Genomic DNA, 20,452 nt, shown 5'->3' on the forward strand with positions numbered 1-20,452 from the left:
ACGTTGACGCCCAGGAAACGGGGTGGGCGGGCACCATGGGCCGATGCGGATCCTGGTGGTGGAGGACGAGCCGCTGCTGGCGGGCGCGGTGGCCCAGTGGCTGCGCGGGGACGCGCACGCGGTCGACGTGGTGCACGACGGCGCCGCGGCGCTGGAGCGGATCGGGGTGCACGACTACGACGTGGTGGTGCTCGACCGCGACCTGCCCGTGGTGCACGGCGACGACGTGTGCCGCCGCGTGGCCGACGGCGTGGGCACGGCCCGGGTCCTGATGCTCACCGCCGCCGCGGACGTCGACGACCGGGTCGCGGGCCTGGCCCTCGGCGCCGACGACTACCTGCCCAAGCCGTTCGCCTTCGTCGAGTTGGCCGCCCGGGTGGTCGCCCTGGGCCGCCGTTCCCGCCCGGCCGCGCCGCCGGTGCTGCGCCGCGCCGGGATCCGGCTCGACCCGCACCGGCGCGAGGTCTACCGCGACGGCCGCTACGTGCCGCTCTCGCGCAAGGAGTTCGCGGTGCTCGCCGAGTTGCTGCGCGCCGACGGCGCCGCGGTCTCGGCCGAGGTGCTGCTGGAGAAGGCGTGGGACGAGCACACCGACCCGTTCACCAACGCGGTGCGGATGACCGTGCTCAAGCTCCGCCGCAAACTCGGCGACCCGCCCGTCGTGCGCACCGAACCGGGCGTGGGGTACCGCATCCCGTGAGGACTTCCCGGCTGACCCTGCGCTCGCGGCTCACCCTGGTCTACGGCGGGCTGTTCTTCGTCGCGGGCGTGGTGCTGCTCGCGGTCACCTTCGCCCTGGTCGCCCAGCGGCTGCCGACCGAGGACAAGATCGTGCTGTCCGGGTCAGAGGCGCTGGAGCGGCCGGGGGAGTCCCGGTTCTTCGTCGGCCAGCTGCACCAGCTCGCCATGGACACCCGCGACTCGGCGCTGCAGGCGCTGCTCACCCAGGGCGGGATCGCGCTGCTGCTGGTCGGCGCCGCGGCGGCCGCGTTCGGCTGGCTCGTCGGCGGCCGGGTCCTGCAGCCGCTGCACCGGGTCACCGACACCGCGCGGCGCATCGCCCAGGCCGCCGACCGCGGCCTGCACGAGCGCATCGCCCTCGACGGGCCGCGCGACGAGGTGCGCGAGCTCGCCGACACCTTCGACGCCATGCTCGCCCACCTCGACCGCGCCTTCGACAGCCAGCGCCGGTTCATCGCCAACGCCTCGCACGAGCTGCGCACCCCGCTCACCCTCAACCGGGCGCTGCTGGAGGTCGCCGTGCACCGCTCGCCAGCCTCCGCCGAGCTGCGCCACCTCGGCCACACCCTGCTGGAGATCAACGCCAGGCACGAGCGGCTCATCGACGGCCTGCTGCTGCTCGCCCGCGCCGACAGCGCCCCGCTGGAGAAGTCCTACGTGGACCTCGCCGACATCGTCGAGCACGTCCTGGCGCACACCCCGGCCGAGCCGGTCGCCGTCACGACCGACACCGCCGAGGCCGCCACGGCGGGGACCGCGGTGCTGCTGGAGCGGCTGGTGCAGAACCTGGTGGACAACGCGATCCGGCACAACGCGGGGGAGGCGCCGTGGCTGCGGGTGAGCACCGGTACCGACCCGGCGGGCCGCGCTGTGCTGACCGTGGCCAACACCGGGCCGGTCATCGCCCGCTACGACATCCCCGCCCTGTTCGAGCCGTTCCGCAGGCACGCGGGCGAGCGCACCGCGGCCACCGCGGGGGCGGGGCTGGGCCTGTCCATCGTGGCCGCCATCACCCGCGCCCACGACGGCACCGTCAGCGCCGAACCCCGCCCCGGTGGCGGCCTGCTGGTGACCGTCACCCTGCCACCCGCCCAGGTAGAACCACCCACCCAGTCCGCACAGTCCGCCCAGTCCGGTCGGTCCGGTCAGTCCAGCTCCCGGCCGTGGACCACGACCGCCCAGATCACCAGGACGTCCAACGTGATCGCCACCAGCGACCACGCCGGGTAGGCGGGCAGGAACGCGATCTGGGTCAGCGCGTTGACCCCGGCGAGCACGACCGCGGTGACCTTGGCCCAGGTCGCCCCGCCGAGCAGGGCGAACCCGGCGAACGCCGCGACCGCCCCGATGACCAGGTGCACCCACCCCCAGCCGGTGAGGTCGAACACCAGCAGCCCACCGGGGACCGCGAGGTAGTGGTCGCCCTGGAACAGGGCGACCAAGCCGAAGATGACGGTCGACAGCCCGGCCAGGACCATCATGATCGCCGCGAAGAAGATCCAGCCGACCCAACCGGTCCGCCGGTCGGTCTGGTGTGCCGGTGCGCCCATCGGAAACCTCCGAGTAGTCGTGTTCCGCATGACGGTCCCCACGGTGCGCGGTCCCCGGCCGGGCCCGCATCGCCCAACCCCGGTGACCTTCTAGCGGGTCAGCAGGCGCCCACCCCACTGCCACACCTCGAACACGCCGAGCACCGCCGTCACCACCGGGTCGGGAGGGTCGTCCGGGTTGGCCGAGCGCTTGTGCGCGGCCAGGACCACCAACACGAACAGCACCGACAGCAGCGACTTGGCCCGCCCACCCCCGCTCACGCGCCCACCCCCGGCCGCGGGTGGGCCGCGGCCCACCCGCCACCCCGTTCGACGCGTGGCCGTCGCGGATCGTTGGCCTGCATGGGAGTTCTCCCTCCGTGCGCGGTCTGGGTCGCCGCAAGCGTGGCGCTCGACCGCGGCGCGGGCATCGCCCAGCGGTGGTGAGCGGCGCCCGCGGGCTCAGAGCAACCCCTGGCGGCGGGCGACCACGACCGCGTCTCGGCGTTGGCGCACACCGAGTTTGCGGTAGATCCCGCGCAGGTGCGTCTTCACCGTGTTGGCGGAGACGAACATCGACTCGGCGATCTCATCCACCGTGCGCATCGACGGCAGCTCCAACAGCAGTTCCAGCTCCCGGCTGGTGAGCGGGTCGGCGGTGGCGGCGTTCACCGGAAGCGCCGCCAGCGTCCGCACCGCGAACCCGTCCAACCGGCCGAACCTGCCCGCGCCCTCGGCGAGCATGTCGCGCACCGACCGGCGGGCCGTCAGGAACGGGCGCACCGCGTGGATCGGTTCGGCCGCCTGCAGCGCCCGGGTCAGCGCCTCGTGCGCCCGGTTCGGGTTCTCCGACCGGTCCACCAGGGTCGCCTCCAACAGCCAGGCGTCGATCGTGGTCGTGGTGGCCAGCGCCGCGGTGGTGCCCGTCAGCACCGGGGCCAGCAGTCTGCGCGCCTGGCTCACCCGGCCGTGGTGGGCGTGCATGAGCGCGTGCAGCACCGACAGCTCCGCCCGGCCCGCCAGCGCGGCGTGGCAACCGTCGACCAACTCCACCGCGCGGCCCGGCTCACCGACCCGCAGCGTCATCCGCACCAACGTCGGCAGCAGCAGGGCCACCACCTGCGGGCACACCCGGCCCCCGGCCAACCGCTGCCAGTGCTCGACCGCGGTGCGCACGACCTTGTGCGGGTCCTGCCCCTCCTCGAAGTCCACGAACGCGTTGAGCGAGTGCCCGGCCAACGCGATCGTCGGCTCCTGGTGCGGTGGCGCCGTCCGCACGGCCAACTCCGCCATCCGCTTGGCCTCACCGGTGTCGCCCTGCTGATAGGCATATCCGCCGAGCAGGATGTAGAGGACCGAGCAGGGCCAGCTCTGGTGCCACCCGCGTGCTGTCGCCAGGTGCAACGCCCGGCGGGCCCGCCGTTCCATCTCCGGCAGATCGGATTGCAGCGCCGCCGCCACCGCGAAATGCGCCTTCGCGCGCATCGCCAACCACGGCAGGTTGTCCCGGAGACAGGTTTGCACAACCCTGCTCAATTCGGATTCCGCTGTCTCCAGGTCTCCCGCCCACAGCGCTGAGGCCCCCCGCGCGTGTCGGGACAAGACATCCACATGTCCATCGCCGGTCGGTTTAGCCCTCCCTTGGGGCGGTACCCGCGACGAGTTCAGGTGAGCCCGCCTGAGCAAGACAGTCTCGTGCAGCGCCCGAATCCGATCCGGCCAAGGGGTGCCATCGGCGTCCTTGATCCGAGCCATGAACGACTCCGCCGCGATCGGGTCCGGGATCTCCAACGCCGCCAGCGCCGCGGTGAGGGCGAACAGCGGGCTGGACAACCGGTCCTCCGGCAGGGTCGCCACCACCGCGGCGAGCCGTGCCCCCTGACCTCGGGTGACCGCCCGGATCCCGTCCGACTCGATCAGGTCCGCGGTCAGCTCCGTGTCTTGGGCCAGTTCGGCGTGCTCGAGCGCGGCGGCGAGGTCGCCGTCGTCGCGGAACCAGCGGGCCGCGGCGCGGTGCAGCCGCTGCGGGGCTCCGGGGCGGGTCCTGGACAGCTCGGCGCGCAGGTGGTCGCGCAGCAGCGGGTGGTAGCGGTACCACTCACCGGGGGCGTCCTCGCAGCGCTGCACCATCGAGTTGGCGCGCGCCAGGCCGTGCAACACCGTCCCGGCGTGCCGAAGACCCGACAGCGCCGTCGCCAGGTCCGCGCTCACCCGCTCGCAGATGCTCGTCGACAGCAGGAACTGCCTGGTGTGCGGTGGGTGCGCGCCCAGGATCTCCTCGGCGATGTAGTCGGTCGCCAGCGGGTCCTCGGCGGGGAACCCGCTCAGGTCCCGGTTCTCCCCGGCCAGCCACAACGCGGCGAGCCGGGTGCCCGCGACCCACCCCCGCGTGCGCTCCCACAGCGCCCCGACGTGCTCCTCGCCCACCCCGGTGGCCTGCTCGGCCAGCAGCGCCGCCACCTCGGCGGTGGTCATCGCGAGCTGGTGGCCGTCGATCTCGCGCAGCCTGCCCTCCAGGCTCAACCGCGACAGGTGCACCGGCGGGGTCCGCCCCGCGATCACCAGCCGCAGGTTGTCCGGGGTGTGCCGGATCAGCGCGGCCAGCACCCGCAGCACCGCGGGCTCGCGCAGTTCGTGCACGTCGTCCAGGACCAGGCAGAGCGGGTCGGCCAGCGCCTCGACCGCGCGGACCAGCTCGCCAGCCGGGTCGGTCGACGGCGGCGGGAGCGCGGGCTCGCCGCACTCGAGCGCGGCGTGGATGGTCGCCCACAACCGGTCCGGGTCGTTGTCGCGCTGGTCGAGCGTGGCCCACCGCACCGGGGTGCCCGCCGCGTCCGCCCACGCCGCCAGCGCCGTGGTCTTGCCGGACCCGGCGGGGCCGTGCACCACCGTGACCGGCGGCGGGGTGCCCTGGGCGCGCACGCCGCGCTCCAGCGCGGCGCTGAGCCGCTCGCGCCACGGGCCGCTCGCCGAGGTGGTGGGGACGCGCACCTTCCCGGCGGGCACCGCCCGCCTGGGCGCGGCCCCCGCCGGATCGCCGTCGGCCCGGTACCGGGTCATCTCGTGCTCGGACATCAGTGGTTCTGCTCCTGTTCGAGGGTCGCCGCCCCCGGGCATTTCCGTCGTGAATACGCGGCGGCGCCGAGGGCCGATATCTTCTTGTCGGCGAGTAGATCGGTGCTCCTGAATGACCGGCGTCACCTTCGACGGGCGAAAGACCAAGATCGTGTCCGGTGGGATCGGTTTGTGCGGCGCCGAATCCCCGGTGCGCGCCCGATCATGTGATTCACGCAACTCGGGCGCGCCGGAAATCCGCGACAAAGCGACGCCCATCCCCGTCAGCCGTATTCACAGTATTTGTTCGGCGAATGGGAACGGCGCCGGATATCACCCGGCGCGGGTGACGATCATGGACGGTGGTGACACGGAGCGCCCCCGTGTCCCAGGTGGGACACGGGGGCGCGCGGGGTGTGGGGTGCTTGGGGATCGGTACTGGGATGGCGTGCGGGGGTGGGTACGGGGTGGCGGTGGGTCGGAGCGCGGTGGGAGCGCGGGTCAGCTGGTGAACACCTGGCTCGCCGCGGCGAGCGAGGGCAGCGCGGCGATCGCCAGTCCGATGCCGATGGTGCCCGAGATCAGTGCCAGTCGGACCGAGGCGCGCAGCCGCCTGCGGCGGGTGCGCGGGCGGGAGAGCGCGTACGCGGTGTCGAAGGTCCTGCTGCCCATCGGTGTCCCCTTCGGTCGGTGGGTGTGCCCGGTGTCGGGCCCGGCGCCGCGCGCAACGACCGCGACCCCGACTTCGCGGGTGCGCCGCACGCGCCGGACCCGACACCGGTCGACGGGGACCTGGGGCCCGCTGTGCCGTGGTGGCCCCGGTCGCTCCGTCTGGGGAAATCGTGCCCGGTCCGACCGAGGAAGATCGTCACCTGTCCCGGGTGGGATCGAGCGCGCCGACCGCGGCGGCGTGCAGACCCGGTGCGGCGGCGAGGAAGTCCGGCGCCGCCGCGGTCCACGGCGACCCGTCCGCGGTGGACACGACCGCCCCCGCCTCCGCCGCGATCAGCGCCGCGCCGAGCAGGTTCTCCGCGTCGCGGCCGAACAGCCAGAACAGGTCCAGCCGTCCGGCGGCGACGTCGGCGACCTGCCAGGAGGTCGGCCCGAGGTTGCGCACCGCGCCGAGCGCGTCGAGCATCCCCGGCAACGCGCGCCCGGCGGCGGCGTTCGCCCCGGGCTGGCGGTGGTGCGGGTGCGTGCTGCCCGCGAGCGCGGCGGCCAGGGATGTCTTGGTGGACGGGCGAATCGGGCGACCGTCGCGCCACGCGCCCTTGCCGCGCTCGGCGGCGTAGGTCTCGCCGAGGGTGGGGGAGTGCAGCACGGTGAGCACCGCCGCCCCGTCGCGCACGAGCGTCACCGTCGTGCACCACTGCGGGAGCCCGTGCAGGTACTGCACGGCGCCGTCGATCGCGTCGACGACCCACTCGCCGTCGGGCAGGCGCTCGCGCAGTGCGGCGGTGAGCGGGCGGTCGACCTCGGTGAACCGCTCCAGCAGTTCCGGCAGGGTCGCGGGGGTCGGCCCGACCGGTGGCGCCACGGTGGCGGCGATGTCCTCGACGACCTGGATCACGGTGTTCAGCATGCGGCGAGGATGTCGCCGCGGTGGCAGGATGGGCACGTGCGCTGGTCCTGGCTGAGCGGAAACGGACACCGGTGACCGCCGAGTTGACCGAACTCGACCGGCGGGTCGCCTCCGCGCTGCAGGTCGACGGCCGGGCCGCCCCGGGGCGGATCGCCGCGGTGCTCGGCGTCTCGCCGCGCACCGCCGCCAGGAGCCTCGCCCGGCTGACCCCGGCGGTGCGGGTCGTGCGGGTGCCCGACCGCGCGCGGCTGCCCGAGGTGACCCTGCTGCGGGTGCGCGTCCTGCGCGGGCGGGTCGAGGTCCTCGCCGACGCGCTCGCCCGCCGCCCGGAGGTGCTGTTCGTCGACGTCCTCAGTGGCGGCGAGGAGATCAGCGCCGTCACCCTCGGCGGCGCCCCCACCCTGCCCACCGGTCAGGCCGTCACCAGCGTCCGCGCGCACGCGGTCCTGCACGTCTTCGCCGACGCGGCCGACTGGCGCACCGGCCTGCTCACCGCCGAGGAGGTCGCCGCGCTCACCCCGCCGCACCTGTCCTCCACGCACGCCTCCGCCCTGCCCGCCCCCGCCCCGGACGCGCACACCCCCGCCCTGCCCGCCCTGGACGCGCACACCCCCGACGAGTTGGACGAGCGGCTGATCGACCTGCTCACCGCGGACGCCAGGACCGGGCCCGGCGCGCTCGCCGCCGCGCTGCGCACCCCCGAGTCGACCGTGCGCCGCAGGCTCGACCGGCTCGCCCGCAGCGGTCTGCTGCGCACCTGCGTCGTGGCCGACCCGCGCCTGTTCGGGCTCGCGGTCGACGCGAACGTCTGGATGGCCGTCCCGCCCGACCGCCTGCCCGAGTTCGGCGCGCGCCTGGCCCGCGACCCGCTCGTGCACGGGGTCTTGGCCACGACCGGCGCCACCAACCTGATGGCCGCGGTGTTCTGCCGCGACCTGGCCCAGCTGTACCGGTTCGTCACCGGCCTCACCGACATCCCGTCGGCGGAGGTGACCGTCGTCAGCGGCGCGGTGAAGCGCGCGGGACACCGCCCCACTCCCTACCCGCTGGCTCATCCCCGGGGATGACGTCGGCGTAGCGAGCGCGGTTTTAGCGTTGAGGCGTGGGGAAACTGGTGGTGCGCCGGGTCGGCGCCGGTGCGGTCGCGGTGGTCGGCCTGCCGCTGGCCGCGGTCGCGGGTCTGGTCGGGATGGTGTTCGCCGCGGGGCTGAGCAGTTGGATCGCGCTGGTCGCCTGCGCCGGGGTGTTCGTGTTCGCCGGTGTCGCCGTCCTCGTCGGGTGGGTGGTCTTCACCGTGGCCGGGACCGCTGAAGCGTGGCGCGTGGCCGTCGGGTTCGGCGTGCTCGCCACCGTCATCGCGTTCGCGGGCGGGATGGTCGTGTTCGCCCCGCCCGGTGTGCCGGAACCGGCGGCGGTGCCCGCGAACGTCCGGTTCTGGCACCTGCCAACCGGTTCCCACATCGCCTACGTCCACGCGGGCGGCGGTGGGCGCCCGGAGCCGGTGGTCTTCCTGCACGGCGGACCCGGCACTCCCGCCGAGGGCATTTCCCCGACCGGGCGGGCCTTGGCCGACAGCGGCTTCGACGTCTACGCCTACGACCAAGTCGGCGCGGGCCGCTCCACCCGCCTCGACGACCCCACCGGCTACACCGTCGCCCGCCACGTCGCGGACCTCGAGGCCATCCGGGTCACCCTCGGCGCACCCCGGATGATCCTCATCGGACAGTCTTGGGGCGCCTCGCTCGCCGCGCAATACCTGGCCGCGCACCCGGACCGCGTCGCCAAAGCCGTGTTCAGCTCTCCGGGCGAGCTGTGGCCGCAGGCCTGGCCGGGTGGCGTCGGTGAACCCGCCGCGGACTACGACCGGGTGCTGTCGGCGGAGTCCTCACCCCGACTCCTCCTCGCCGCCGCCCTGCTGTCGGTCAACCCCAAGGCCGCCCACGGGTTCATGTCCGACGCCGAGGCCGACCAGCGGATGCGCGAGATCACCCTCCTGCTCAAGGACGGCGCCGACTGCCCAGGCAGCCCCCCGGCCCCCGTGCACGACAACCTGCCGGGCTTCTACGCCAACCAGCGCACCGCCATCGACTTCAAAGCCATCCCCGATCCCCGGCCCGCGCTGCACGGCAACCCGACCCCGGCCCTGGTCCTGCGCGGCAGTTGCGACTACATCCGCCCCGAGGTGGCCGCCGAGTACCGGACGGTCTTCCCCAACGCCCGCCTGGTCGAGGTCCCCGGCGCCGGGCACGCCATCGCGCACGCCCAGCAGGCGCGGTACCAGGCCCTGGTGACCGAGTTCCTCGGTGCGTGAGCGCTAGCCAAGCAGCACCGGCAACTCGACGAGGCCCCGGTTGCGGAACGACGGTTGCCACCGCAGGTCGGCCAGGTCCACCGCCGCCCGCACGCCCCGCGCCAGCAGCGCCGAGAACGCCGTGGTCGCCTCGACCTGGCTCAACCGGGAGCCGAAACTGCGGTGGATCCCGTGCCCGTAGCTCAGGTGCGGGTTCGGGTCCCGGTCCGGCACCAGCGAGTCCGCGTCCTCGAACTCCTCCTCGTCGTGGTTGGCCGAGGCGATCCCGAGCAGCACCGTGTCCCCGATCGGCACCTCGACCCCCGCGATCTCCACCTCGCGGGTGGGGAACCGGCGGATCGCCCACTGCAGCGGCTGGTCGTAGCGGGTCAACTCCTCCACCGCGCGCGGCAGCCGGGACTCCTCGGCGCGCAGGCACGCCAGGTGCTCGGGGTGCGCCAGCAGCGCCCGCGTGCCGTTGCCGATCAGGTTGACCAGGTTCTCGTACCCCGCCCACAGCGCCAGGAACGCCATCGACACCAGTTCCGCCTCGCTGAGCCGGTCCTCGTCGTCGCGCACCGCGATCAGCCCGGACAGCAGGTCCGGCCCCGGCTCGGCGCGCTTGCGGGCCACCAGGTCCACCAGGTACCCGTGCATCCCGGCCACCGCGTCGCGCGCCGCGCTCGGCGGCTGCTCCGGGCGCGGGGCCAGCAGCGTCGTCGTCCACCCGCGGAACCGCTCGCGGTCGGCGACCGGTACCCCCAGCAGGTCGCCGATCACCCGCAACGGCAGCGGCGCGGCGAACGAACCGATCAGGTCGAGCGGCTCACCGGAGGGCAGCGCCGCCAGGAGTTCCCCGGCCGCCGCCGCGATCGCCGGGGTCAGCTCGTGCACCCGGCGCGGGGTGAACTCGCCCGCGATCAGGGTGCGCAACCGGGTGTGGTCGGGCGGGTCGAGGTTGAGCAGGTTCACGTCCAACGCGGGCGGCAGCGCGAACCCCCGGTACCCCGCACCGGCGTTGTCCCGGCTCAACGACAACCGCGGGTCGGCCAACCCGGCCCGCACATCCGGGTACCGCGTAACCACCCAGGCCACCGACCCGTCCGGTGTGGACACCCGGCGGATCCCGCCCTCGGCGCGCAACCGCGCGTAGGTGGGGTACGGGTCGGCGTGGAACGCGGACCCGAACAGCTCACTCATCGCCTGCTCCGTCGTATCGCTACCGCACCGGGTGCTGGTCGAGGTCGGCGAAAGCCCGCGCGACCCGCACCAGCCACGCCGCATCGGTCTCCTGCGGGGGTGGTTCAGTCACCGGAGTGGTCGCCACTGACCGCCCCGGTGTTCCACCCACCGTCTCGGCTGCCGATATTCCGCCCACCACCTCCCCGGCCGATGCACCACCCGCCCTTTCACCGGCTGGTGCTCCGCCCGCCTGCTCGCCAGCTGTTTCACCGCCCACCGGCTCACTGGCTGGTTCTTCACCCACTCGCCCGCTGGCTGGTGCTCCGCCCGCCCGTTCGGTGGCTGGTGCTCCACCTACCGGCTCGTTGGTTGTTTCACTGCCCGCTCGGCCGCTGGTTGTTTCACTGCCCGTCCGTTCGCTGGCTGATGCGCCACGCGCTCGCCCAGCAGCTCTCTCGGTCAGGGACTCGGCGATCGCCATCGCTGTGAAGTGGGCGCGTAGGTCGGCGTCTGCGGCCGCGACGTTGTCATCGTGGGGTGGGCGGAGCCAGCGCAGGCCGTCTTGGATTTCGATTACTCGTCGGTGTAGTCGGAAGTCGAGGTCGCGCATCGCCCACCGACCTGCGGCCCGGTCTAGGGCCAGGCCCGGGTTCGCCGCCATCAGGGCTGCCCACAGCGGGTACAGCGCGCTGTACGCCCGGTGCGCCCGCCACCACGACCGCAGCCACCGCACCTGCGGGCCCCAGCCGGGCAGGCTCCAGCCGATGAGTGTGCAGATCGCGCCGAGACCGGCACCCAGCTGCGCCACGACCTCCCACCGCTGCGGGTCAAGGCCCAGCGGCCTAGCGACCACGTCGGCGTAGCGGGCCGCCGCGTAGACGAGGCCGCCGAGCGCGCCCGTCGCGGCGAGCCGCAACCCCCGGCGCAGCCACGTACCGGCGACGGCTCGCGCGTACCGCAGGCACCGCACCACGATCAGGTACTCGGTCACGGCGAACGCGGTCACGTAGAGCATCAAGTACACCGAATAGACACCGTGCCCGGCGAAGCGGACCGCGGCCGTCGTGGTGTCCTCCTCGGTCAGGTCGGCCGCGGCGAACAGCGCGACCATCGCCGCGAACACCGCGCCGAACGCCCAGATCCGGCGCCGCACCAGCGGTCGGGCCCGATCGGGCTCCAGGTCCCAGTGCGTCAGCGCGGCCAACTGGCTCGCCGCGACCCCCATGACGCTGCCCTGCGACAGCACCAGCGCCAGGTTCGGCACCCCCATCACCCGGTCGAGCGCCGCCCACACCCTGGGGTCGCTGATGGTGAAGGTCAGTGCCATGAACAGGTAGAAGAACCCGACCGCCACCGCCGCGGCACCGCGGTCGCGGCGCAGCAGTCCGGGCAGCTTGAACAGCAGGCTCACCCAGGCGAGCGAAGCGCACAGCGGGTAGAGGACCCCGTTCATCCCGCCTCAGGGGGCGCGGAGTGGTCGAGCGAGTCGTGGATGCGCGCGACGACCCCCTCGCACTGGATGGGCGCGGGTCGCAGCCGCGCCGCCAGCAGGTAGGCCATCACCTCGGCCTGCTGCTCCTGATCGTCGCTGTAGTCCTTGCGCGCCAGCATGTCGCGCACCAGGTTCGGGTCGATGTCGGGGAAGAACACCGCGGCGGTGTCCTCGTCGAGGTGGCCGCCGCCGCGGTGGCAGCAGATCATGTGCCCGATCTCGTGCAGGATGATGTGCTCCCGGTGCGCTCGCGTGGTGGTCTCGTCGTAGAAGATGAAGTCCGCCTCCTGGGTCGCCACCCAGATCCCGCACGGTTCCGACGCGCGCATCGACACCGGCACCACGTGCAGCGCGCGCCCGCGCACCTCGGCCAAGTGGGCGCACAGGGCCGCGAGGTCCAGCTGCCCGGGAAGGTCGAACCGGGCCAACAGCGCGGCGCACTCGCGCCGTGTTGTCCGCAGGTTCCGCCGAGACACCCCGCTCACGCCCCGGGGGTCTCGGTGCTCGGGTCGGTGTCGGTGACCGGCGGCAGGCCGCGCTGCCTGCGGGCCTGGTCGAGCAGCGCGGTGATCAGGTCCAGGTTCGACCGGGGGAGCCCCATGGCGCGCTGGGCGATGCCGACCACGCCCCGGTCGCGCAGCATCGCCAGCTGCTCGAGCTGCTCGCGCACCCGCTCGCCCTGGCCGTCCTCGTCGTCGAAGAAGTAGCTCGGGTTCACCCCGAAGAACCGGGCCAGCGCGACCAGCAGGTCCATCGACGGGCTGCTGCGCCTGCCGGTGCGCAGCATCGACAGGTACGCGCCGCTGACCCGCAACTCCGGGTTGACCCGCTTGACCTCGGCGGCGACCTCGGCGTTGGACCACTGCCGCCCCCGGGGACGGCTCAGCCGGAACAGCCGGTCCAGTCGCGCGGGCAACGGCGTGGAGCCGCCGTCGGACATCCCAACCCCCCACCAGTGGGTCGTCGCTACGAACCCGATCAGTGTCGCAGGGTAACTGTCAGTTGACAATCCGCCCACAAGGCCGGCTACGATGACCCACGAGAGTTAACTACTAGTTAGAACGCCAACCGCGGGTGTGCCCGGCTGCGCCTCGGCGGGCTCGATCGAGTCGGGTCGGTTCCTGGCCACTGTGTGTGGGGGTGTGCCGTGTGGCGGGGTTCCGGGGGTACCCCGCCGCACGGGGCCCCGACCTCCGCTCGCACCACCGCTCACCAGCGGGTTGTGCGATACCCGGGAAAAAAGGAGTTCCGCGCTCAACCGGCCTGGGGGTTACCGGGAGCGCGGAACTACATCTAGCGTAGTACGCCGACAGGCCCCGTGCACAGCGGCACGGGGAAATTCGTTGCCCGGCGTGTCGTCAGCGCCCTCCTCGAGTGGGGTGGTCGGTCCGGTCGCCACCCCTGGCGCACGCCTGTCTTGTGGCCGCCGCACCCGCTCCCACCACGGGATCTTGACCTTGAACGGCCGTTGTGTGGGATTAACGCCGCGGCCCCGGCGATTGTGGCACCGGGTCGCCGAATGCGACGAAGGTCACATTCGGCACCGTCGATCAGTCCACAAGGGACAGAGCGTCGCCCGCCCGGTCGAACGGTCGTGCCGGTGCCCCCACCTGAGTACTTCGGCATTCAACGACGTCCGCCCGCACCGCACGCGCCTCCTGCCCGGCCGTGTCATCCGGCAGCTTTGACCCGGATCTTCAGATCGCTGCCCGGTAGATCGCTGCCCTATAGGTCGTCGGCGGGGGAGGGCTGGTCCAGCAGGACGACTCGGTCGCGGCCGTTGAGCTTGGCGGCGCCTAGAGCGCGGTCGGCCAGTTGCTGGAGGTCGGTCAGGTCGGTGCCGTGGTCCGGGGCGCAGGCGACGCCGATGGAGATGGTGCAGGGTGGGACGTCGTGGCCTAGGCGGACGCGGGGGCCCGCGGCGGGTAGTTCTATCGCGGTGTCCAGGCGGCGGACCGCGACTCGGATTCGTTCGGCCGCGATAAGGGCCTCGTCGGATGAGGTGTCCGGCAGGACTACCGCCAACTCTTCGCCGCCCCAACGGGAGAGGAGGTCGGTGGAGCGCGTGCTGGCGCACAGCGCCTCGGCGACCGCGCGCAGCACCTGGTCCCCGCCGAAGTGGGTGAGGCGGTCGTTCCACGTCTTGAAGTGGTCCAGGTCCAGCATCAGGACCGCGGTAGGCCTACCTGCCGCTTGGTCGGCGGCCACGACAGCGGCGGCTAGAGGTTCGAACCCACGCCGGTTACGCAGACCAGTCAGTGGGTCCGTGGTGGCATCTATGCGCAATCGGTCACGGTCCGCGGTGCGGACGGCGAGCCTGCCGAGGGTGCGCGTCTCCATCACCGCCACCGCCAGCACCGCGAAGAGTGCCACCGGGGTGATCATCGCGGCCACGACGGCGCCCAGCCCGACCAGCAGGGTGTGTCCCAGCAGCAGGTTGTCCTCGTGGCTGCCCAACGTCGCGCCCAGGCTCCAGTTGCCGAACCGGACGCCCCGGTACACGCCCACCAACGCGGCCTCGACCAGGAAGTAGACGACCGCGGCGAGACCGAGCATGCCCATGAACCGCCACCCGTGCGCGGTGGCGAGCGCGGAGAAGTCGGTGGGCCACGCCTGTCCGACGAGCGTGCCGCGGACCAGGCTCACCGCCGCGACCGCCAGCAGGATCGCGGAGGTGTTGCCGAACCACACCGCCACCGGTCGTTGCGCGACGCGGAACCTGCGGACCCGCACAAAGGCCACCAGCAGTCCGGCGAGCAGCGGCGGTAGCAGCAACGCCGCGCTGAAGAACCAGATCGAGGCCTGGTCGACGTACTCGACCGCTCCGCGCTGCGTCCGCACCGAGCGACGGCGCCGCTCACTCGTCTCGGTCAGCTCGGTGTAGATCAGCGCGCAGGCCGCTAGAGCGAGGAACAAACCCCAGTCGCCGAGCGAAACTTCCGGTGCGCGCCAGATCGCCGCAGCGAGCCCGAGTGCGCCGCTGATGTAGATCGCCAGCAGCACCATGATGGTGGCCCGGTCGAAATCGCTGGTCTGGCGCTGCGTCGCGCCCCAGTCCTTGCGCTGCCTGGGGATTTCCCCGGCGCCACCCCTGCCGCCGGTTAAGCCACCGTCGATCGGCCGCGACAGCGCGAACGGGATCCCGGCGAACCGGGCGGTGCCGAGTTCGCCGTGTGAACGCCGACCGAGGTCGGCTCGGTAGCGGTGACTGGACCCGATCTCGTAGCGGTAGCCGGATCCAACTCGGATTCCCCCCATACCGCTCGCACCTCCCCGTGCGCAGCTCCCCCGAACAAGTGTGCGGACCCGCCGCGAGCGGGGAACCGGCGAGGTGGCTGTCGAGTCCGTCGGAGCGGGCACCGACGCGCGGTGGGACACCCCCAGGAGCCCGGCTTCGCACGACCACCACCTTGCGTTCCCCCGCGGGCGCAAGTTCCTCGAGGGAAACCCTAGGGCACAGGGGGATCACGACGACGGCATTGCCGGAGGATCCTGACCAACCACTCATTCGGAGCAGCGCGACACCGGCGAACGGAGTACGCGGTCCGCTGCGAGCGGGCGTCCTCAGGTCGTCGGGCGGACCAATCGCTCGACCGTCGAGTTAACGCACGGTCATGCGGTGATCTCGGGGCGCTGGGCGGGGTTCAGTCTGCGCGACCGGTGCCCCGGTGTCGAGGGTTTCACCGGGTGGGACCCGGCGAACACGGAGAGGCCGCGGCGGTGGATTGGTGGACCACCGCCGCAGCCTCTGGGTGAAATCTACTCTTTCTCCCACGGCAGCCGGACCGCCATTTCCCGCCACCGACGCCGCGAGAGCGGTGCTCTCCGTTGTGAGCACCGCTCTCGCGCCGTCGTCGGTCCTGCCGGGAGCGCCGCTCACGATCGAGAGCAGCGCTCGCTCCTAGTGCGCCTCGAATCCGGTGTCGATGTAGTCGGAGAGGTTCTTGCCGCCGGGGAAGAGACCCTGGGCCACCCAGGTGTCGTAGGTCTTCTGCAGCTTGGCCGCCAGGTCGGCGTTCACCGGGATCCGCTGGTAGGCGGTCTCATCCGGGCGGACCTGCGTGGCCACCGCGAGCGGCTGGTGGGCGAACTCGGCGTACCACTTGTCGAACGCGTCGGGCTTGCTGCGCGACCAGTCGTAGGCGCGGTCGAGACGACTGGTGAAGTCCTTGATCGCGTCGCGCTTGCCGGTGTCGCCCAAGGCCTTCTCGGTCGCGCTCAGCACGTTGAGACCGGTGTTGACCCCCGTGCCGTCGCTCAGCACCCGCGCGCCCTGTTCGGTCCTGGCGCGCACGGCGTAGACCGACCAGGTGGCCCAGGCGTCGATCTGGCCGGTGGAGAAGGCGGCGTTGGCCTCCGTGGGGGCCAGGAAGTTCAGCGTCACGTCTTTGTCGGACAGGCCCGCCTTGGCGAGCTCGCCGATCACCAGGTAGTGCGCGACGCTGCCCTTGGTGGTGGGGGAGACGCGTTTGCCGCGCAGGTCCGCGACCGCCTTCGCCGGGCTGTCCTTGGGGACCAGCAGGTACGTGCCCCGGCCGCCGTTGGCCCAGGCCGCCGCGACCTTGATCTTGGAGCCGTTGGCGATGGCGGTGACGGTGGGCGAGTCGCTCGCGCCGCCGATGTCGATGGCGTCCGCGCGCAGCGCCTCGTGCAGGTTCACCGCGGCCGCGAACTGCGACCACTCGATCTCGTACGGCAGGTCGTCGAGCAGGCCCGCCGCGCGCAGCCGCGACTGGGTCGCGCCGGTCTGGTCGCCGACCCGCAGCACCACCTTGCCGCCGGTGGCCGGGGTGGCGGACCCGCACGCGGTCAGTGCGGCCGCGCCGAGCACGGCGACCAGGGCCACCAGCAGGGTTGTGGACAGGGCACGTTTCGAGCGCATGCGGGTACTCCCAGGGCGCGGAGGGGATCGAGCGAAACGCTCACGAACTGGTGTCCATTCTCGCCACCCACCCGCGCCAGTCAACGGTCCCAGGCTCGTTCCCAGGACCCGAGACGGTCTTCCGCGATCCACAGTGGACCGTTCGCGGTCGGCACCGCGACGCCGGGGGCGCGGTCGACCCCGGCCAGCAGCGCCAGTTCCGGACCGGTCACCGTCTCGTAGCGCGCCAACGCCTGCGCGGCCGTCAACGGCGGACCGGGCTCTAGTTGGATGCCCGCAGCGTTGCGGACCGCGTCGACGTACTGCCGCAGTGGACGCCACCCCGGCACGACGAACCTCCCACCGGGACCGGCGAACACCAGTGTGGGCAACGCATAGCGGACGCCGCCGTCGATCTCCTTGGCCCTACCGCTGTGCGGTCCCGGTTCGGCGATGGCCAGCACCTCGGCGCACGGCCGCCTGGTCTCGGCGTGGTCCGCGCGCACCGCGTCCGCCGCCGTGGCCAGGTCCGCGAGCAAGCGGTCGACGTCCAGGCCCGGCACACCGGTCACCGCGCGGCGGATCCCCGGTTCGTCGTCGGCGGGAGTGCCCGCGATGAACGTGCTTTCCCGCAACCGCCGCACCACCAGCGCGCCGACCTCGTCCCCCTGGGCCAGCGCGGCCGTGCCCGCCAGGGACGCGGGCCAGCTCGACCTCGTCAGCCACCCCAACCGACCCGCGTGCGGCGCCCCGGTGTGCTCGGCGACCCGCGCGATGAACCCCGCGTACCACGCGGCCTCCGCGTCCGGGTCCGGCGCCGGGTCGTCCCCCTCGTCGAACAGGATGCCGAACACCCGCCGCCACCGCACCGGGGTACCCGAGGTGGCCAGCCGCAACCGCAACCAGCGCAGCTTCGGCTCGGTGCCCCACGCCCACGGGCAGGCCGGGTCGGTGTACTCGGTGACGGCCAGCGCCGCGGTGATCGACAGCGCCGTGGTGACCGGCACGGCCATCAGGTGTGCTCGACCGGCGCCCACAGGCTCGGCAGGTTCACCACGATCCCCTCCTGGCTGCTCCGCGCGATGATCACCACGGCCGGTTCGCCGCCCGGGTTCTCCTCGCGGTGCGGCACGTAGGGCGGCACGAAGATGTAGTCGCCCGGCCCGGTCTCCAGCCGCACCTCCTGGTCGCCCTCGGCGAAGACGAACACCGGGTTGCCCGACTTGACGTAGATCGCGGTCTCCGCCTCGCCGTGGTGGTGGTCGCCGGAGTTGGTGCCCGGCCCCACGTGCGTCTCGCCCATCCACACCTTGGTCGACCCGACCGTCTTGCCCGACACCGCCTCGAGCCTGCGCATCCCGCTGGTCTGCGAGGTGTCGCCGGTGAGGTCGGCGCCGCGGATGTGGCGCAGCGGGCGGTGCCAGTCCTCGGTGCCCGCCACCAGGTCATCCTGCTTGCTCATGGGGTCCTTCCCGGAAGGGGACCCGGCGCTGGGCGCGCTCGGGTCCGGTGAGCAGGTGGGCGATGGTCCTCGCCCCCAACACCTGGTCGAGTTGGGCCTGCACGTCGGCCCAGAGCCCGGCCAGGTGGGTCGCGGTGCCGTGGTAGTCCAGCGCGGGGCGCGCCTCGCCGCGCACGCTCAGGTGCTCGCCGTCCACCGCGGTCACCGCGTCCAGCACGGTGATCAGCGCGGCGTCGCGGGCCAGCCAGTAGCCGCCCTCGCAGCCGCGCTGGCTGCGCACCAGCCCGGCTTGGCGCAGGTCCCGCAGCACCGCCTTGATGAACCGCGGCGGGATGTCCTGTGTGGACGCCACGGCCTCGCAGGTGATCGGGCGGGACGTGTTCGCGGCCAGTTCCAACAGGACCCGGATCGCGTAGTCCGCCTTGGCCGAGAAGCGCATGCCCGCCGTCACGCCCGCGCGAGCACGGCCGCGCCCGTGCGGACCCGCTCCAGGAACTCGACGACCTCGGTGGCCACGCTGTCGTGGTCGAGGTCGTTGAGCACGTCGTGCTTGCCGCCGGGGACCTCGACGAACCGCGCGCCCACCCGCTCGGCGATGACGCTGGCCACCGCGATGTCGGCGACCGCGTCGGCGCCGCCGTGCAGGAACAGCGCGGGTACGCCGATCTCGGTCGCCAGCGCCAAGTCCGGTTCGGTGTTGAGCGCGCCCCGCACGAACTCGCGGTCGCCTTCGAGCAGCGCGCGGTGATCGGGGCACGACGTGCGCTCGGCGAGCTCCTCGGCCCACGGCAGCGTCGGTCCGGCGCCGTGCGGCAGGCCCGCGATCACGACCGCGTCCACACCGGGCACGTCGGCGAGCGACAGGGCCGCCACGGCGCCGATGTCGCTGCCCACCAGGACAACCGTGCCGGTGATCCGGGCGATCGCCTCCGGTGCTTGTTCCGCTGAGGTGGCGACAACGCGGTAGCCGTCCTTGGCGAGCCGGGTGCCGAACCGTTGGTAGACACCGGGATGCTCGCCGCGGCCGGTCAACACGACCGCGGTGCCGCGCGCGGCCATCCCCGCGGGTGGGGTCCAGTGCCGGGTCATACCGCCACCAGTTCCCGCCCGGCCAGCTCCTGGCGGACCAGTGGGAGCAGGTGGCGGCCGTAGTCGATGGCGTCGTCGAGCGGGTCGTAGCCGCGGATGAGCAGGGTGGTCACGCCGATGTCGACGTAGTCCAGCAGGGCCTTGGCCACCGTCTCCGGGGTGCCGACCAGCGCGGTGGAGTTGCCCGCCGCCCCGGTGGCCGTGGCCGTTGGAGTCCACAGTGCACGGTCGTGCCGCTCGCCCTTGCGCGCGGCCTCGAGCAGGCGCAGGCTGCCCACGTTGGTCGGCTCGGCGCCGCGCCACTGCTTGGTGACCGCGACCGCGGCCGATCCCTTGATGGTGTCGAGGATCCGGTGCGCCCGCGCCCAGGCCAGCTCCTCGGTCGGGCCGAGGATCGGGCGGAACGAGACGCTGATGCCCGGCGCGGGACGTCCCGCCGCCTCGGCCGCGGCCCGGATGGACGCGATCTGCTGCGCGGTCTCGGCCAGCGGCTCACCCCACAGCGCGAACGTGTCGGCGTGCTTGCCGCCCACCCGGTAGGCGGCCTCGGAGGAGCCTCCGAAGTAGAGTGGGAGCGCGGGACCGTTGAGGGGTCGGACCTCGGCGCGGTAGCCGTCGACGCGGTAGTAGGTCCCGTTGTGCGAGAAGGGATCCTCCGCCCGCCAGGCCGCCTTGAGCACGTCGAGGTACTCGTCGGTGCGGGCGTAGCGCTCGTCCTTGCCCAGGTAGTCGCCGTCGCGGGCCTGCTCGACATCGCTGCCGCCGGTGATGATGTGCACCGCGACCCGGCCACCGCTGAAGTGGTCCAGCGTGGCGAACGCCCGCGCTGCCAACGTGGGGGCGACGAATCCCGGCCGGTGCGCGACCAACAGCCCCAAGCGCTCTGTTTGCGCGGCGGCGAACGCGGCGACCTGCTGCCCCTCCGGCCAGCCCGACCCGTAGCCGATGAGCACCCGGTCGAAGCCGCCGTCCTCGTGGGCCCGCGCGAACCGGCGCACGTAGTCCCGATCGATCACCGGCCCCGACGGGGGCCTGGTCTCGCTCTGGTCCCGGGTGCCGATCATGCCGACGAACTCGACGGTCATCAGCTTTCCTTCCACCGCTCGCGAAACAGCCAACCCGACCGGCCCAGCGAACGACACCACCCACCGGGGTGTCAATTGGTCAGAT

Annotated in this window: 20 protein-coding genes; 4 read left to right on the plus strand and 16 right to left on the minus strand. The window is 72.9% G+C overall.

Going from position 1 to position 20,452, the window contains the following annotated elements; genetic code table 11:
* The first annotated feature begins 43 nt into the window (after window positions 1-43).
* Together LV75_RS19570 and LV75_RS19575 are read left to right on the plus strand one after the other, a co-directional pair.
* The gene (locus LV75_RS19570) at window positions 44-700 is read left to right on the plus strand and encodes a response regulator transcription factor (RefSeq protein ID WP_253888392.1); all 657 of its coding nucleotides are present in this window, start codon (window positions 44-46) and stop codon (window positions 698-700) included.
* Window positions 697-1,971, plus strand: coding sequence for a sensor histidine kinase (locus tag LV75_RS19575; protein WP_253888393.1), 1,275 nt, complete (start codon window positions 697-699; stop codon window positions 1,969-1,971). Before LV75_RS19570 ends, LV75_RS19575 begins: the two co-directional genes overlap by 4 nt.
* On the opposite strand, the gene LV75_RS19580 is transcribed toward LV75_RS19575, so the two are convergent.
* The 5 genes from LV75_RS19580 to LV75_RS19600 all read right to left on the minus strand — a co-directional run bounded on the left by LV75_RS19580 (window position 1,887) and on the right by LV75_RS19600 (window position 6,906).
* Window positions 1,887-2,291, minus strand: coding sequence for a DUF7144 family membrane protein (locus LV75_RS19580; RefSeq protein ID WP_253888394.1), 405 nt, complete (start codon window positions 2,289-2,291; stop codon window positions 1,887-1,889). The two genes, LV75_RS19575 and LV75_RS19580, sit on opposite strands and share 85 nt — an antisense overlap.
* 90 nt (window positions 2,292-2,381) lie before the next feature.
* Window positions 2,382-2,552 (minus strand): hypothetical protein, encoded by a 171-nt coding sequence (locus tag LV75_RS19585; RefSeq protein ID WP_253888395.1) that lies wholly within the window; start codon window positions 2,550-2,552, stop codon window positions 2,382-2,384.
* Between the two features lie 180 nt (window positions 2,553-2,732).
* Window positions 2,733-5,345, minus strand: a complete 2,613-nt coding sequence (locus tag LV75_RS19590) for a winged helix-turn-helix domain-containing protein (protein WP_253888396.1) — start codon at window positions 5,343-5,345, stop codon at window positions 2,733-2,735.
* Window positions 5,346-5,825: 480 nt separating this feature from the next.
* Entirely contained in the window at window positions 5,826-5,996 is a 171-nt protein-coding gene (locus tag LV75_RS19595) for a hypothetical protein (RefSeq protein ID WP_253888397.1), read from the minus strand.
* A gap of 196 nt (window positions 5,997-6,192) precedes the next feature.
* The gene (locus LV75_RS19600; RefSeq protein WP_253888398.1) at window positions 6,193-6,906 is read right to left on the minus strand and encodes an inositol monophosphatase family protein; all 714 of its coding nucleotides are present in this window, start codon (window positions 6,904-6,906) and stop codon (window positions 6,193-6,195) included.
* A 71-nt stretch (window positions 6,907-6,977) separates the two neighbouring features.
* Here LV75_RS19600 and LV75_RS35020 point away from each other — a divergent pair, with 71 nt between their 5' ends.
* On the plus strand, window positions 6,978-7,973 hold the full coding sequence (locus LV75_RS35020) for an Lrp/AsnC family transcriptional regulator (RefSeq protein WP_308211008.1): 996 nt from the start codon (window positions 6,978-6,980) through the stop codon (window positions 7,971-7,973).
* A 35-nt stretch (window positions 7,974-8,008) separates the two neighbouring features.
* Window positions 8,009-9,217: an alpha/beta fold hydrolase gene (locus LV75_RS19615; protein WP_253888399.1), complete on the plus strand. Its 1,209-nt coding sequence runs from the start codon at window positions 8,009-8,011 to the stop codon at window positions 9,215-9,217.
* A gap of 3 nt (window positions 9,218-9,220) precedes the next feature.
* Here LV75_RS19615 and LV75_RS19620 read toward each other — a convergent pair whose 3' ends face one another.
* The 11 genes from LV75_RS19620 to LV75_RS19670 form a co-directional block, all read right to left on the minus strand.
* Complete coding sequence (locus LV75_RS19620; RefSeq protein WP_253888400.1) at window positions 9,221-10,396, minus strand: cytochrome P450 family protein; 1,176 nt, start codon at window positions 10,394-10,396, stop codon at window positions 9,221-9,223.
* A 19-nt stretch (window positions 10,397-10,415) separates the two neighbouring features.
* Window positions 10,416-11,831: an MAB_1171c family putative transporter gene (locus LV75_RS19625; protein ID WP_253888401.1), complete on the minus strand. Its 1,416-nt coding sequence runs from the start codon at window positions 11,829-11,831 to the stop codon at window positions 10,416-10,418.
* Complete coding sequence (locus tag LV75_RS19630) at window positions 11,828-12,355, minus strand: hypothetical protein (RefSeq protein WP_253888402.1); 528 nt, start codon at window positions 12,353-12,355, stop codon at window positions 11,828-11,830. The genes LV75_RS19625 and LV75_RS19630 overlap by 4 nt, the downstream gene beginning before the upstream one ends.
* On the minus strand, window positions 12,352-12,810 hold the full coding sequence (locus LV75_RS19635) for a helix-turn-helix domain-containing protein (protein ID WP_253888403.1): 459 nt from the start codon (window positions 12,808-12,810) through the stop codon (window positions 12,352-12,354). Before LV75_RS19635 ends, LV75_RS19630 begins: the two co-directional genes overlap by 4 nt.
* 785 nt (window positions 12,811-13,595) lie before the next feature.
* The gene (locus LV75_RS19640; RefSeq protein WP_253888404.1) at window positions 13,596-15,128 is read right to left on the minus strand and encodes a GGDEF domain-containing protein; all 1,533 of its coding nucleotides are present in this window, start codon (window positions 15,126-15,128) and stop codon (window positions 13,596-13,598) included.
* Between the two features lie 643 nt (window positions 15,129-15,771).
* Entirely contained in the window at window positions 15,772-16,752 is a 981-nt protein-coding gene (locus tag LV75_RS19645) for an ABC transporter substrate-binding protein (protein ID WP_253888405.1), read from the minus strand.
* Window positions 16,753-16,832: 80 nt separating this feature from the next.
* Window positions 16,833-17,744, minus strand: coding sequence for a DsbA family oxidoreductase (locus LV75_RS19650; RefSeq protein WP_253888406.1), 912 nt, complete (start codon window positions 17,742-17,744; stop codon window positions 16,833-16,835).
* A complete protein-coding gene (locus LV75_RS19655; protein WP_253888407.1) occupies window positions 17,744-18,193 on the minus strand; it encodes a cupin domain-containing protein in 450 nt (149 codons plus the stop codon). The genes LV75_RS19650 and LV75_RS19655 overlap by 1 nt, the downstream gene beginning before the upstream one ends.
* Window positions 18,177-18,632 (minus strand): RrF2 family transcriptional regulator, encoded by a 456-nt coding sequence (locus LV75_RS19660; protein ID WP_253888408.1) that lies wholly within the window; start codon window positions 18,630-18,632, stop codon window positions 18,177-18,179. The genes LV75_RS19655 and LV75_RS19660 overlap by 17 nt, the downstream gene beginning before the upstream one ends.
* A gap of 8 nt (window positions 18,633-18,640) precedes the next feature.
* Window positions 18,641-19,282, minus strand: a complete 642-nt coding sequence (locus tag LV75_RS19665) for an alpha/beta hydrolase (RefSeq protein ID WP_253888409.1) — start codon at window positions 19,280-19,282, stop codon at window positions 18,641-18,643.
* Window positions 19,279-20,367, minus strand: coding sequence for an LLM class flavin-dependent oxidoreductase (locus LV75_RS19670; protein WP_253888410.1), 1,089 nt, complete (start codon window positions 20,365-20,367; stop codon window positions 19,279-19,281). Before LV75_RS19670 ends, LV75_RS19665 begins: the two co-directional genes overlap by 4 nt.
* Between the last annotated feature and the right edge of the window lie 85 nt (window positions 20,368-20,452).

It is taken from the genome of Actinokineospora diospyrosa, assembly GCF_024171925.1.
GTDB classification, from domain to species: Bacteria; Actinomycetota; Actinomycetes; order Mycobacteriales; family Pseudonocardiaceae; genus Actinokineospora; species Actinokineospora diospyrosa.

Coding starts and splice junctions, on each gene's coding strand:
- LV75_RS19570 (WP_253888392.1), top strand. CDS start 44: ATGCGGATCCTGGTGGTGGAGGACGAGCCGCTGCTGGCGGGCGCGGTG.
- LV75_RS19580 (WP_253888394.1), bottom strand. CDS start 2,291: ATGGGCGCACCGGCACACCAGACCGACCGGCGGACCGGTTGGGTCGGC.
- LV75_RS19590 (WP_253888396.1), bottom strand. CDS start 5,345: ATGTCCGAGCACGAGATGACCCGGTACCGGGCCGACGGCGATCCGGCG.
- LV75_RS19595 (WP_253888397.1), bottom strand. CDS start 5,996: ATGGGCAGCAGGACCTTCGACACCGCGTACGCGCTCTCCCGCCCGCGC.
- LV75_RS19600 (WP_253888398.1), bottom strand. CDS start 6,906: ATGCTGAACACCGTGATCCAGGTCGTCGAGGACATCGCCGCCACCGTG.
- LV75_RS19620 (WP_253888400.1), bottom strand. CDS start 10,396: ATGAGTGAGCTGTTCGGGTCCGCGTTCCACGCCGACCCGTACCCCACC.
- LV75_RS19625 (WP_253888401.1), bottom strand. CDS start 11,831: ATGAACGGGGTCCTCTACCCGCTGTGCGCTTCGCTCGCCTGGGTGAGC.
- LV75_RS19635 (WP_253888403.1), bottom strand. CDS start 12,810: ATGTCCGACGGCGGCTCCACGCCGTTGCCCGCGCGACTGGACCGGCTG.
- LV75_RS19640 (WP_253888404.1), bottom strand. CDS start 15,128: ATGGGGGGAATCCGAGTTGGATCCGGCTACCGCTACGAGATCGGGTCC.
- LV75_RS19645 (WP_253888405.1), bottom strand. CDS start 16,752: ATGCGCTCGAAACGTGCCCTGTCCACAACCCTGCTGGTGGCCCTGGTC.
- LV75_RS19650 (WP_253888406.1), bottom strand. CDS start 17,744: ATGGCCGTGCCGGTCACCACGGCGCTGTCGATCACCGCGGCGCTGGCC.
- LV75_RS19655 (WP_253888407.1), bottom strand. CDS start 18,193: ATGAGCAAGCAGGATGACCTGGTGGCGGGCACCGAGGACTGGCACCGC.
- LV75_RS19660 (WP_253888408.1), bottom strand. CDS start 18,632: ATGCGCTTCTCGGCCAAGGCGGACTACGCGATCCGGGTCCTGTTGGAA.
- LV75_RS19665 (WP_253888409.1), bottom strand. CDS start 19,282: ATGACCCGGCACTGGACCCCACCCGCGGGGATGGCCGCGCGCGGCACC.
- LV75_RS19670 (WP_253888410.1), bottom strand. CDS start 20,367: ATGACCGTCGAGTTCGTCGGCATGATCGGCACCCGGGACCAGAGCGAG.